Genomic DNA, 13,086 nt, shown 5'->3' with positions numbered 1-13,086 from the left:
ACATTGCTAAAACAACGAATTTTAACCTCGCTCGTGTTGGCACCACTTGCACTTATTTTGGTTTTTTATACCCCATTAACACTATTTAGTTATATCGCCGCCGGTATTGTTTTACTCGGTGCATGGGAATGGTCTGCATTTATGGGCCTGTGCGATAAAGTTAAACGTTTTGGATTTGTTGCAGCAACAGCGGCATTTTTGGCATTACTTAACTGGCATTGGCCAATAGAATCACTTTGGCAAAATGGTCAATTAGTGGGTGATGCAAATTATTTATTTACCCTGTCATTTGCTTGGTGGATTGTGGCAACTTACTTAGTTTGGCGCTATCCAGCAATGGCAAAAGCATGGAATGAAGGTATTGTGATGCGCGCCATAGCAGGGTTTTTAACTTTAGTACCGCTTTGGCTTGCACTAAATACACTGCGTAGCGCAGGTTACAACGAGTCAACACATTTTGGTTCAATGCTGATTTTAGTTGTGCTAGGAATTGTATGGAGCGCTGATATTGGTGCTTACTTTACCGGCAAAAATTTTGGTAAACGCAAGTTAATGCCAAAAGTAAGTCCTAATAAAACGATAGAAGGTTTATTAGGTGGGGTCGTGGCCTCAGTTATTTTTGTCTTAATATTTTGTCACTTCACTAATGTTGATATGAGTGTTTGGCCCATCTATGCGGTGATGACTGCATTTATCGCATTATTCTCAGCGGTAGGTGATTTACTCGAAAGCATGTTCAAACGAGAAGTTGGTTTAAAAGACAGTGGCTCATGTTTACCAGGTCATGGCGGTATTTTAGACCGTATCGATAGCCTTACCGCAGCTGCGCCTATTTTTGTACTTTGCTACGCATGGACACTGAGTTTATGAGCAAAATAGAGCAACTTGTCGTATTGGGCGCAACTGGTTCAATCGGTTTAAGCACCTTAGATGTTGTTTCTAGAAACCCAGAGCGTTTTGCGGTTTTTGCATTAGCAGCCGGTAAAAATGCCGATCAAATGGCTGAGCTGTGTATCGCGCATCAACCTAAATTTGCTGTCATGGCTGACCAACAAGCCGCTTCAGCACTTTCGAACTTACTCGCTAACAGTTCATGTAACACACAAGTGCTAGCGGGTGTTGAGGCTATGAGTGAACTAGCTGCTCATGCAGATGTTGATACTGTGATGTCAGCTATAGTTGGTGCTGCAGGTCTGCTCCCGACTTTAAGTGCGGTTGAAGCTGGCAAAAAAGTGCTGTTAGCAAATAAAGAATCTCTAGTCATGTCGGGTCAGTTGTTTATCGATAAAGTTAAACAGCATGGTGCAACTTTGCTGCCTATCGACAGTGAACATAATGCTATTTTCCAATGTATGCCAGCATCACTACAAAATGCGTCTGGCTTACTGGCTGACAATGGCGTGAGTAAAATTTTATTAACTGGCTCTGGCGGTCCTTTCTTAAAGCGCGACATAGCTACGTTATCATCAGTAACTGTTGCACAAGCGGTGGCTCATCCTAACTGGTCAATGGGACAAAAGATTTCCGTTGATTCAGCAACCATGATGAACAAAGGCCTCGAGTTTATTGAAGCTAAGTGGTTGTTTAACTGCCATGCTAGTGATATTGAAGTGGTAATTCACCCACAAAGCATTATTCACTCTATGGTGCAATATCAAGATGGCTCTGTGCTTGCGCAAATGGGTAATCCTGATATGCGCACTCCTATAGCGCATGCTTTAGCATTTCCTGATCGCGTTGATGCAGGTGTAAAACCTCTCGATTTTTCACAAATGGCAGACTTTACTTTCACCAAGCCTGATTATGCGAGATACCCTAATTTAAAACTCGCAATTGATGCGTGTGAAATGGGGCAAGGTGCAACTACTACAGTAAATGCAGCTAATGAAATAGCTGTTGCTGCATTTTTAAATGGTCAAATAGGCTTTACTGATATTTACCGAATCAACGCAGAAACACTCAATGCTACACAAGACATTAACGTGCAAACACTTGAAGAGATTTTAGCTTGTGACCAAGCGGCACGCCTAAAGGCTACTGAGTTTGTAAAAAGAGGCTTCGACTAGCATGTTTGATTTTTTCTGGAACCTTGGTTCATTTATCCTTGCGCTTGGTATTTTAGTAACTGTACATGAATATGGTCACTTCTGGGTCGCTCGTAAAGCAGGTGTTAAAGTACTACGTTTCTCGATTGGCTTTGGTAAGCCATTGATAAAATGGTATGACAAACACAAAACAGAATATGTGATTGCGGCGATTCCATTAGGTGGTTATGTCAAAATGCTTGATGAGCGAGTTGACGAAGTTCCGCCAGAGCAGCGTCATTTATCATTTAATGCCAAATCAGTTAAAGCACGTATTGCTATTGTTGCTGCAGGTCCGATGGCGAACTTTTTATTTGCTATTTTTGCTCTTGCAGTGATGTATATGGTGGGCGTACAGTCGTTAAAACCTGTCGTTGGCGAGGTCTCGCAAGGTAGCCGTGCAGCTGCTGCCAATATTGAACCAAACCAGCAAATTATCAAAATCGGTGAAGACGATATCAACACTTGGCAAGATGCAACATTCTCGCTAATGAGCCGTTTAGGTGAACAAAGTGTTGTGGTAACGCTTCGTGACCAGAATTATCAAAAACATGTACGTACACTCAACCTAGATGGCTGGAAATTAGATCAACAAGATGTTCCGCCATTAACCTCAATTGGTATTGTACCATTTCGCCCTAAAGCACTTTTACAAGTGGCCATGATCAGTAAAGGTTCGGCGGCTGAGGCTGCTGGCTTACAAGTTGATGACAAAATCATTGCCGTAAATGGTGAAAATATCAGCAGTTGGACCAAGTTAGTTTCACTAATTCAGCAATCACCTAACAAATCCTTACAATTTAGTGTACAAAGGCAAGATAGTATAAAAGAGCTAACAGTGACGCCACAAAGCAGAACTAATGATGCTGGTGTTTCACAGGGCTTTCTAGGTGTGTCTCCGGTGGTTGAGCCATGGCCAGAAAACTATATTGAAACTAGACATTATGGCCCTGTCGATAGTATTGTGCTGGGCATACACGAAACATGGCGTTTAATTACTCTTAGTTTTGATATGATTGGTAATTTAATTACCGGTCAGGTATCGGTTAAAAATTTAAGTGGTCCGGTGGGCATTGCAGTTGGTGCGGGAACTAGCGTAAGCTATGGCTTGGTTGCATTTTTAAGCTTTTTAGCATTAATCAGTGTAAACCTTGGCGTATTTAACTTATTACCGCTGCCAGTGCTAGATGGTGGGCACTTAATGTATTACATAATTGAACTTTTTCGCAAAAAACCGGTCTCTGAAAAGACGCAAGAATTTGGTTTTAAAGTGGGGGCCTTGCTGCTTCTGTTTTTAACATGTTTCGCATTGTTCAATGATGTATCGCGTTTATAACAAATAAGCGAAAAATTCCAATTTGAACACGATTGTAAAACACCGCAAAAGTTAAATTTATAAGGTGTTGAGCGGTAATACAGTTGTAAAGGATAAAGATAACAAAATGGCTATAAAAAAACATTTGGCAGTTTCAAGTTTATTAGGTGCTAGCTTTGCAGCCCTAGGCCAAAACTCCTTTATTGTAGATGATTTAAAAGTTGAAGGCTTACAACGTGTTGCACTCGGTGCTGCGTTAACACATATTCCTATCAACGTGGGCGATAATATTGATGAGTACACAATTTCAAGAACCATAAAGGCTCTCTATCGTTCAGGTCACTTTGACAATATTAAAGCGTTACGTGATGGCAACAGTGTTATCTTCCGAGTGACTGAGCGCCCAACGATCAGCATGATCGAATTTGATGGCAATAAAGACATCAAAGATGAGCAGCTAAATGAGTCGCTAGACCAGCAAGATATCCGTACTGGTGAGCCGCTTGATAAAACAGTCCTTGATAACATTGAAAAAGGCTTAGTTGAATTTTTCCATAGTATTGGTAAATACAATGCAAAAGTGGATGTAAGCATCATTAAGTTACCGCGTAACCGTGTAAAACTAATGTTTGAATTTGATGAAGGTGATGCAGCTTCAATTCGTCAGATTAACCTAGTTGGTAACGAATTATTCTCTGATGAAGAATTGCTTAAGTTAGCAGAGTCTCAGCAAGATCTGCCGTGGTGGCAATTCATGTCTAGCGACCGTTATCAAAAGCAAACCATTGAAGGCGATTTAGAAAAAATTCGCAGCTACTACCTTGACCGTGGTTACTTACGCTTTAATATCGATTCAACACAAGTATCAGTAAGCCCTGAGCGTGATTCTGTTTATGTTACAGCGAATATTACTGAAGGTGTTAAATACAAAGTTAAAGGCTTTGACTTTATTGGTGACTTGCTAGGTCGTGAAGAACTAATTAAAAGTGTTATTCCGCTGAAAACTGGCGAGCTTTATAATGGCTCTGTGGTTACTTCTTCTGAAGAGTTTATTAAAAGCTACTTAGCACGTTTTGGTTATGCTAATGCTGAAGTACGAACAATCCCAGAGATTGATGACGAAAATAAAGAAGTTCAGCTAACGTTATCAGTAAACCCAGGCAAGCGTGTTTATGTTCGTCGTATTATTGTGGGTGGTAACCAAAATACCTCTGATGAAGTTGTACGTCGTGAAATGACACAGCTTGAAGGTGCGTGGCTATCAAACCAAAGCCTTGAGCGCTCTAAGCTACAAATCCAGCGCTTACCTTATATGGAAAGCGTTGATTTCAATGTTGTTCCAGTCCCTGGTGTTGATGACCAAGTTGATGTTGACTTTACTGTTAAAGAACAATCTGCAGGTAGCTTCAATGCTGGTCTTGCTTATGGTTCTTATTTGGGTCTGCAATTTAACATTGGTGTGAGTGAGTCAAACTTTTTAGGTACTGGTAACCAAATTGGTTTTAACATTAATACTTCACGTGGTTCTGAGCGTGTCAGCGTTTCTTACACAGACCCTTACTTTACTCCAGACGGTGTATCGCAAGGTAGTAGTATATTCTACAGCAACTATGATGCGAGCAAGTTCAGCCTAATCGACTATAAGTCAAAGAGTTATGGTATTGGTACTAATATTGGCTTCCCAATTGATGCTGTAAACCGTATTAACTTTGGTGTCCGTTGGGTGCAAGAAGAGTTATCTGATATTGCTGAATATGAGCAAACACGTGTTATTCGTGAAACTTTCTTAGATCCTGAAAATCCAGATGCTGGCTTTGATTTTACCAAGTACGAGTTAAGCGCAGGTTGGTCACGTGTTACTGTTAACCGTGGTTTATTCCCAACAGCAGGTTCGCGCCAATCACTTAACTTAACAGCAACAACCCCGAACTCTGATTTACAGTACTTTAAGTTAAACTACGACTCGCGTTTCTACTGGCCAATCAGTAATGACCATCGTTGGGTATTTTCAACTCGTGCAGCACTTGGCTATGGTAATGGTTATGGAACAACGAATGGTTATGACCAAACACTACCGTTCCAAGAGTTCTTCAGAATCACTGAGATGGAATTACGTGGCTTCGATCGAAATACGATTTTGCCACGGGCTGTATCGCGTGTTCCGCAAAATATTCCTGGTACACCATTACCTGATGGCACTACGACTGGTAGCATTGGTGGTGCATCAGAATTTGATCAACTTTACACAGCAGGCCGAATTGGTGGTAACGCCAAAGCGGTAGCAGGGATGGAGCTAATTGTTCCAACACCTTTCTTAGATGAAGAAAACACCAGCTCTGTACGTACCAGCTTCTTCGTAGATGCAGCTAACGTATGGGATACAGAGTTTAATATTGACCGTTATCAAAACCTGTCAACAGATCAGCGTGCAAAATTGGATGATTATTCAGATCCAATGCGCTTTAGGGTTTCAACCGGTCTTTCTCTACAATGGATCTCTCCAATGGGTCCAATGCTGATCAGTTTTGCGTATCCATTGCAAAAAGAAGAAGATGACGATACGAAGACCATCAGCTTTAACATTAGTAATACATTCTAAAGGAGTTTTTTCGTGAATAAATCAATTAAATCAACAGCTTTTGCACTACTTGCCACCTTATCTATGGGTCTATCTACTAACGCATTTGCGCACAAAGTAGGTATTGTTGATATGCAAGAAATCTACAAGCAAATCCCACAAATGGCAAAAGTAGAGCAAACGCTAGAAGCTGAATTCTCTGAGCGTCGTCAAGAGCTTGAAAAGCTTCAAGGTGATATTCGTTTTGAAGCTGAAAAGTTCAAGCGTGAAGCGACAACAATGAGCGATAAGCAAAAAGATGAATTACGTACTAAGATTCAAGGTATGCAACAGCAGCTTGCAGAAAAAGGTCGTCCTTTAGAGCAAGAAATCAAAATGCGTCAAAACCAAGAACTAGCTAAAGTTCAAAAGCTAATCTTGGATGCAATCGAAGAAGTAGCGAAAGCTGGCAAATTCGATGAAGTTAAAGTTAAAGAAACAACGATTTATGTTAACCCTAAAACTGTCGATGACTTATCAAGTAAAGTTGTTGAAAAAGTAAGTAAGCAATAGAAATCATATATGCAAAACTACACGCTTTCGCAGATAGCGGATCTTCTGGGCGCTGACCTTCAAGGTGACGGCGCCACAGAGATTAAAAAAATATCTACACTTGCAAATGCCCAACATGGGCATATTGCATTTTTAGCGAACAAGAAATATCGCTCGCAATTAGATGATACTCAAGCAAGTGCAGTGATTTTGTCACCAGCAGACGCTGAGTACTTTTCAGGTAATAAACTTGTTGTTGCAAACCCTTATGTTTGTTACGCAAAGCTCGCTCAATTGATGGACACCACACCGCGCTCTGCAGTGTCGGGTATTCACCCAAGTGCAGTCATTCACGATTCAGCCTCTATTGGCCATAATGTCGCGATCGCAGCCAATGTGGTAATTGAAGCGGGTGCTGTTATTGCTGACAATGTGCAGATTGGCCCAGGCTGTTTTATCGGTGAGCAAGCAAAAATAGGTCAAGGCACAAAGCTTTGGGCAAATGTTAGCGTTTACCATGAAGTTGAAATTGGCAGTGACTGTTTATTCCAAGCGAATACGGTCGTGGGCAGTGATGGATTTGGTTACGCTAACGAGCGTGGTGAATGGGTGAAAATACCGCAACTTGGTCGAGTTATAATCGGTGATAAGGTTGAGGTAGGTGCGTCTACCACGATTGACCGTGGCGCACTAGACGATACTATCATCCACAGCAATGTAATTATCGATAATCAATGTCAAATAGCGCATAATGTCGAGATCGGTTCAGGTACAGCGGTTGCTGGTTGCACGGTATTTGCTGGCAGCACAGTGATCGGTAGGAATTGTCAGATTGGCGGCATGGTTGCAATTAATGGTCACATTAGCGTATGTGATGGTGCTATAATCACTGGCATGAGTATGGTGACTAAGGCAATCACAGAACCTGGAATTTATTCTTCAGGCTTGCCACATTTAACCAATAAAGAATGGCGACGTAGTATTGCCCATATCCGTAACCTTGGCGATATGAAAGACCGCATTAAAGCACTTGAGTTACTGACAAAGTCACTCAATATTGAAGACAAATAAGGATGCTATTTTGGCAAATGAATTAAATAGTCTTGATATCCAAGATATCTTGAGTTTACTTCCGCATCGTTACCCGATGCTACTTGTTGACCGTGTACTTGATTACACGCCAGGCGAGTCGTTACATGCTATAAAAAACGTAACAGTGAACGAACCTATTTTTACGGGTCATTTTCCTAATCAACCTATCTTTCCAGGTGTGTTGATTTTAGAAGCAATGGCACAAGCAACTGGCTTACTTGGTTTTAAGACAGTTGAAAATCGCAGTGATAACGAACTATATTTATTCGCAGCGATCGACAATGCGCGATTCAAACAGCCGGTATTACCTGGTGATACCATGCATTTGCATGTAGAGTTTGTAAAAGAGCGCCGCAATATATGGAAATTTGCAGCAGAAGCAAAAGTTGAAGGCAAAGTAGTGTGTACTGCCGAAATCATGTGTGCGAGAAGAGAGTTTTAATAGTGATCCATCCTACGGCAATAATCGAACCAGGTGCAAAACTTGGAAATAACGTATCAGTTGGCCCTTATAGCTATATCGGTAACGATGTAACTATTGGTGATAACTGTATCATCGAATCTCATGTGGTTGTAAAAGGCCCATCGACGATTGGTTCTGGTAACCATATTTTCCAATTTGCTTCGGTTGGTGAAGCTTGCCAAGATAAAAAGTACGCTAATGAGCCAACAACCTTGATTATTGGTGACAACAACGTGATCCGTGAGTGTGCAACTATTCACCGAGGTACAATTCAAGATCAAGGTGTGACAAAAATTGGTAGCAATAACCTATTCATGGCTTACACACACGTTGCACATGATGCAGTCGTGGGCGATAACGTAATTTTTGCTAACAATGCCTCTGTTGCTGGCCACGTTCATGTAGGCGATTGGGTGATCCTTGCAGGTAATTCTGGTGTTCATCAGTTCTGTAAAATCGGTTCTCATGCCTTTGTTGGTATGTACTCAGGTGTTAATAAAGATGTACCGCCATTTGTAACAACTATTGGCACGCCAGCAGGCCCTGTAGCAATCAATACTGAAGGCATGAAGCGCCGAGGTTTTGAAAGCGATGAAATCATGGCCACACGTCGTGCATATAAAACACTTTACCGTAAGAGCTTAGGTGTTGAAGAAGCAATCGCTGAGCTAAGCGAAGATGCTGCGAAGTACCCAGCTGTTCAGCTGATGATAGACTTTGTGAAAAGCTCTGAGCGTGGAATTATTCGCTAATTATAAGCGATAGACTAAAAGCCACCGTAAGGTGGCTTTTTTGTTTTATAGTTCAGGTTTTGCAAATACCAATCCGCAAAAATACTTAATCATTTTGAGGGATCAAACCTGTCGCTACCTGCGTTAAAAATTTCTGATTTAGAACAACTAAATAACGAAATTTTTGCCTTGTTATCAACGAGGTTTTATTGCCTCAAAATAGACCATTTAATTAAGCGGATTGGTATAAGCGCTTGCTACATTTATGGCAAAAAAAGGACTCTATAATATGAACAAACTCATCCTCTTTGCATTATTAAGCTTAATTATAACTGGTTGTAGTAGTGCGCCTTCGGTATCTAAAGGAGTGATTGAAAAAGGCAAAGCCAGTTATTACGCTGATAAATACCATGGCCGAACTACAGCAAGTGGAGAGGTGTTTAATCAACAGGCATTGAGCGCGGCTCATCAGACGCTTGGCTTTGGCAGCAGAGTAAAGGTCACCAATATTAGTAACAATAAAAGTGTGATTGTTACCATTAATGACCGCGGCCCATTTATCCGCGGTCGTATTATCGATTTATCAAAAAAGGCGTTCTCACAAATTGCCTCTGTAAAGCAAGGTGTGATTGACGTCACAGTTGAGCGACTCGATTAAAAACGGGTGATGAGCTCCACGTAATCAGCTTCATTCGCCACTAATTCAGCATGACTTGCAAGCGCTCTTACTTGTCCTTGTTCTAACCAAATAACCTTATCAACACGACTTAGCATTTCTGGATCGTGAGTAATGGTCAGCATAGTTTTATCGGCCCATATTTTTTCAAGCGTAGTGAGCAATTTCTGCTTGGTATGGTTATCTAGGCTCTCTGTTGGTTCATCAAGAACAATTAAATTACCTTCCCTTAATAGGGCTTGGGCAATGGCGATTCGACGTGACTGACCATGTGAAAGTTTTCTTCCCGCGGTGCCTAAACGGGTATTAAGGCCGGTCTTTAAGTTGTTTAGCCAAGAGCCAAGTTCAGCTTGTTCACAGGCTTCAATAAGCATTTCATCAGTCGCCTCTGGCGCTGCATAGCGAAGATTCTCACGAAGCGTACCATCAAAAATATGATGTTGCTGAGCAACAATTGTCAGCTGCTTAAAGCGTGTTGCAGCCGTCATGCTTTCTAGTTCAAAGGTACCTTGATCTGTAATGAATTTTAATGAGCCTGATTGCTTTGGCCAAAGGCCTGTGAGTAAGTTAACAAGGGTAGTTTTGCCACTGCCACTGGCACCCACTAGCGCAACCTTACTCCCTGGTGTAATCACAAAATTGATATTATTAAGAGCTTTGTTTTTCGCTCCTGCGTATTGGTAATTCACCGCAGCCAGTTCAAGACCAATTGCAGATTGGTGAGCTAAGCTGTTTTGCTGTTTACTTAGATGGCTGCTGTGCTTATCTTCAAGTGCAAACAGTCGCTTTGCAGCACTTAGGGTGAGTGGCAACTCGATAAATGCAGTGGGCAAGGTGAGCACTGTTTCAAAACTTGCTAATACAAATAACGCGAGCATCGCCAGTTCAACGTTTTTCATGGTTCCCATTGCAACCAGCGGAATTATCATAAATACACTGGCTAGCATGGTAAGCTGTATCACCAAAGTGCTTAAGCCATTGCTGTTTGCAACGGCTTTGTGGCGGTTATAGAGCTGGCTGTTGTATTGCTTACTCAGTAAGTCACAATGGGTTAATTGCGCTTCTTGTGCTTGATAAACAGCAAGCTCTCTTGCACCTTTTAGAGTATCGGCAAGTTCAGACCTTAACTCTGCTGAAATTTGTGTTTCTGTATCTGCTTGTCGGTGAAGTTTACGGCTTAATATTGCTGGTAGCAGTACGCCAATAATCATCAGTGAAATAAAGCAGACTAATGCAACCTCAGCGCTATACATAGCCATAAATGCCATTACGATAGGGATGCTGATAATCGCGACGATAATGGGAAGCAGCACATTTAGGTAAAACTTATCTAGCGCATCAACATCGTTTTGCAGGCGGTTAAACAAATCGCTACTACGACTCATTGCTAAGTCAACGTTGTTTAGCTGGCTGAGGGTCCTGAACATTTTTACGCGAAATTCGCTCAGTAATAAAAAGGTGGCATTATGAGTTATCATCCGCTCACCGTAACGTGAAGCTGTGCGTACTATCGCTAAAAAGCGGATCACCCCAGCTGGAGTAAAGTAATTCATCTGCACTCCGGCAATACCAGCGGCTGCCATGGCTGCTAAAAACCAGCCCGAAATAGCGAGTAAGCCAACGTTAGCAAGTACCGTTAAGCTTGCTAAAAAAGCACCCAGTAACAGCATGCCAGCATGAGGCTTGCATAGCTTTAATAAGCGTATAAAGTTATGCATGGGCTTCACCTTGGCTCACGAGTTTAGCAAAGAGGCCTGCTTGTTCAATGAGTTGCTGATAATGACCAGATTCAACAATTTGACCTTGTTGCATTACGTAAATATTAGCCGCCTGTTTTACCGTATTAAGCCTGTGAGCAATAACCAACACGAGATGGTTTTTTGCATAATCTTGAATTGCGTGATTGATTAGGCGCTCTGTTTGGCTGTCTAAGTGCGCTGTAGGCTCATCAAGCATTAGCACAGGGGCATTCTTTAAAAACGCACGGGCAAGGGCTATGCGCTGCTTTTGCCCCCCAGAGAGGCCTTCTCCTTGCTCACCTAATAAGGTATTAAATCCATCAGGTAAGGCGTTTATAAACTCTAGCGCACCTGCTCTCATTGCGGCCTCGTCGAGTTCTGTTTGACTTGCATCTGGTTTAGCTAATCTCAGATTGTCTGCAACAGTTCGATAAAATAACGTGGCTTGTTGTGGGATCCACGCAAGTTGTGCTTGCCAATCATGTAAAGCAATAGTGCTTAGTTGCTGTCCGTTAATGATAATGGCACTGCTGGCTTGATGATGAAAACCCAATAGGCAATCAAATAAGGTACTTTTACCAGAGCCACTTTCACCCACAAATGCAATTAGGCCTTTTTTAGGTAGGGTTAAGTTTATATCAGTCACCCCTTCATTTGTTTCGGGGTAGTGGTAGCTAAGCGCACTCAGTTGTATGTCTTTTAGCGGTAACTCAAGTTTAGAGGAACCTAAATGTTCATCGGCGTCGCTCTGATTAATTATGTCGACCATATCAGCAGCGGCGCTAATACCCTCGAGCTTTGCATGGTAATGAGTGCCCATTTGTCGAAGTGGTAAGTAAAACTCAGGAGCCAGTAATAGCACTACAAATCCGGTGGCAAAATCGAGTGTACCAAAAAACAGTCTAAAGCCAATGATCACTGCAACAAGTGCAACACTAATAGTGGCTAAAAACTCAAGTGCGAAAGAAGATAAAAAGGCAACTTTCAATACTCCCATGGTTGCACCACGGTAATCATCAGAAATCTGACTGATACTATTTAGCTCACGCTTGGTTGCATTAAATAGTTTTAATTGAGTAAGCCCTTGTAGGCGGTCGAAAAAGTAATTGCCGAGTACAGCAAGTTGCTGCCAACGTTCTTGGTTGAGCTGCTCAGCTTTATGGCCCACTAAAATCATAAAAAATGGGATAAGCGGGGCTGTTAAAAGAAAAATGAGCCCAGCTTTGTAATCGGTTGGAAAAATCACTACTAATATAGCCAAAGGGATCAGTGCGCTGTATGCCACGCTGGGAATGTAGTTTGCGTAGTATTGATGCAGCGCTTCAACACCATTATGTAATGTATTAAGCGTTGCGCCATGTCCTTTTTGTTCACTATAGGCCGGACCAAGTTTGGTTAACTTTTCAAGTAATGTATTGCGCATCACGTTTTTTATTTTTAATGCGGCAAGGTTACTTACTCGCTCACTAAGAGCAACAAGCACAGCGCGTAGTAAGATAAGTCCAGCAAGAGGCCATAACAAGGGGGTTACAGCTTGCAAGTCTGCTTGCTCAAACATGACTTGATGAACAGCGTTTGCAAGAAGATAACAAGAGGCAATCATTAATAGGGCATTGAGTGTACCCAGACTAATGCTTAATTTAAGAAGTCCTGAAGCGGACTGACTATACTGCTTTAAAAAAGCGCGCAGCGTTTGCTGCTGCGCGCGATTTGGTCGGGGTTTAGTTGTCATCGTTGTTTTTGAGTCTCGCGTACAGCTCTAGCTCATCATCAGCGATAGAATCTTTATGTTGGTGAAATTCGTACCACATTACGTTAATCACCCCAAGAGTACAGGCTAATAGAACACCTAATATCCAGGCAAAATACCACATATT

Annotated in this window: 12 protein-coding genes; 9 read left to right on the top strand and 3 right to left on the bottom strand. The window is 41.8% G+C overall.

Features of this window, described 5'->3' with window-relative positions; all coding sequences use genetic code 11:
- The first annotated feature begins 3 nt into the window (after nucleotides 1-3).
- The 9 genes from L1D46_RS01515 (at nucleotide 4) to L1D46_RS01475 (ending at nucleotide 9,452) form a co-directional block, all read left to right on the top strand.
- Nucleotides 4-870, top strand: coding sequence for a phosphatidate cytidylyltransferase (locus tag L1D46_RS01515; protein ID WP_130051017.1), 867 nt, complete (start codon nucleotides 4-6; stop codon nucleotides 868-870).
- Complete coding sequence (gene ispC / locus L1D46_RS01510) at nucleotides 867-2,066, top strand: 1-deoxy-D-xylulose-5-phosphate reductoisomerase (RefSeq protein WP_239976618.1); 1,200 nt, start codon at nucleotides 867-869, stop codon at nucleotides 2,064-2,066. Before L1D46_RS01515 ends, ispC begins: the two co-directional genes overlap by 4 nt.
- Nucleotide 2,067: 1 nt before the next feature.
- Entirely contained in the window at nucleotides 2,068-3,420 is a 1,353-nt protein-coding gene (gene rseP / locus L1D46_RS01505) for a sigma E protease regulator RseP (protein ID WP_239976617.1), read from the top strand.
- A 106-nt stretch (nucleotides 3,421-3,526) separates the two neighbouring features.
- Nucleotides 3,527-5,998 carry an outer membrane protein assembly factor BamA gene (bamA, locus tag L1D46_RS01500; protein WP_130051020.1) on the top strand — a complete coding sequence of 824 codons (2,472 nt, stop codon included), beginning with the start codon at nucleotides 3,527-3,529 and terminating at the stop codon, nucleotides 5,996-5,998.
- A gap of 12 nt (nucleotides 5,999-6,010) precedes the next feature.
- The gene (locus L1D46_RS01495) at nucleotides 6,011-6,529 is read left to right on the top strand and encodes an OmpH family outer membrane protein (RefSeq protein ID WP_130051021.1); all 519 of its coding nucleotides are present in this window, start codon (nucleotides 6,011-6,013) and stop codon (nucleotides 6,527-6,529) included.
- A 9-nt stretch (nucleotides 6,530-6,538) separates the two neighbouring features.
- The gene (gene lpxD / locus L1D46_RS01490; protein ID WP_130051022.1) at nucleotides 6,539-7,579 is read left to right on the top strand and encodes a UDP-3-O-(3-hydroxymyristoyl)glucosamine N-acyltransferase; all 1,041 of its coding nucleotides are present in this window, start codon (nucleotides 6,539-6,541) and stop codon (nucleotides 7,577-7,579) included.
- Nucleotides 7,580-7,589: 10 nt separating this feature from the next.
- The gene (gene fabZ / locus L1D46_RS01485) at nucleotides 7,590-8,042 is read left to right on the top strand and encodes a 3-hydroxyacyl-ACP dehydratase FabZ (RefSeq protein WP_188727312.1); all 453 of its coding nucleotides are present in this window, start codon (nucleotides 7,590-7,592) and stop codon (nucleotides 8,040-8,042) included.
- A 2-nt stretch (nucleotides 8,043-8,044) separates the two neighbouring features.
- Nucleotides 8,045-8,815 carry an acyl-ACP--UDP-N-acetylglucosamine O-acyltransferase gene (gene lpxA / locus L1D46_RS01480; protein ID WP_054553112.1) on the top strand — a complete coding sequence of 257 codons (771 nt, stop codon included), beginning with the start codon at nucleotides 8,045-8,047 and terminating at the stop codon, nucleotides 8,813-8,815.
- Nucleotides 8,816-9,083: 268 nt separating this feature from the next.
- Nucleotides 9,084-9,452 carry a septal ring lytic transglycosylase RlpA family protein gene (locus L1D46_RS01475; protein WP_167658374.1) on the top strand — a complete coding sequence of 123 codons (369 nt, stop codon included), beginning with the start codon at nucleotides 9,084-9,086 and terminating at the stop codon, nucleotides 9,450-9,452.
- Here the strand turns inward: L1D46_RS01475 and cydC are convergent.
- From cydC to cydX, 3 genes are read right to left on the bottom strand one after another with little or no spacing between them, the layout of a single operon-like run.
- Nucleotides 9,449-11,188, bottom strand: coding sequence for a thiol reductant ABC exporter subunit CydC (gene cydC / locus L1D46_RS01470; protein ID WP_239976616.1), 1,740 nt, complete (start codon nucleotides 11,186-11,188; stop codon nucleotides 9,449-9,451). The two genes, L1D46_RS01475 and cydC, sit on opposite strands and share 4 nt — an antisense overlap.
- Nucleotides 11,181-12,941 carry a thiol reductant ABC exporter subunit CydD gene (gene cydD, locus L1D46_RS01465; protein WP_239976615.1) on the bottom strand — a complete coding sequence of 587 codons (1,761 nt, stop codon included), beginning with the start codon at nucleotides 12,939-12,941 and terminating at the stop codon, nucleotides 11,181-11,183. The genes cydC and cydD overlap by 8 nt, the downstream gene beginning before the upstream one ends.
- On the bottom strand, nucleotides 12,931-13,083 hold the full coding sequence (gene cydX / locus L1D46_RS01460; RefSeq protein ID WP_036969707.1) for a cytochrome bd-I oxidase subunit CydX: 153 nt from the start codon (nucleotides 13,081-13,083) through the stop codon (nucleotides 12,931-12,933). The genes cydD and cydX overlap by 11 nt, the downstream gene beginning before the upstream one ends.
- Between the last annotated feature and the right edge of the window lie 3 nt (nucleotides 13,084-13,086).

The organism is Pseudoalteromonas sp. Isolate3 (assembly GCF_022398505.1).
In the GTDB taxonomy this organism is placed as follows: domain Bacteria; phylum Pseudomonadota; class Gammaproteobacteria; order Enterobacterales; family Alteromonadaceae; genus Pseudoalteromonas; species Pseudoalteromonas apostichopi.
Note: the sequence above shows the minus strand (reverse complement) of the source record. Positions and strands in the feature narration are given on the sequence as shown.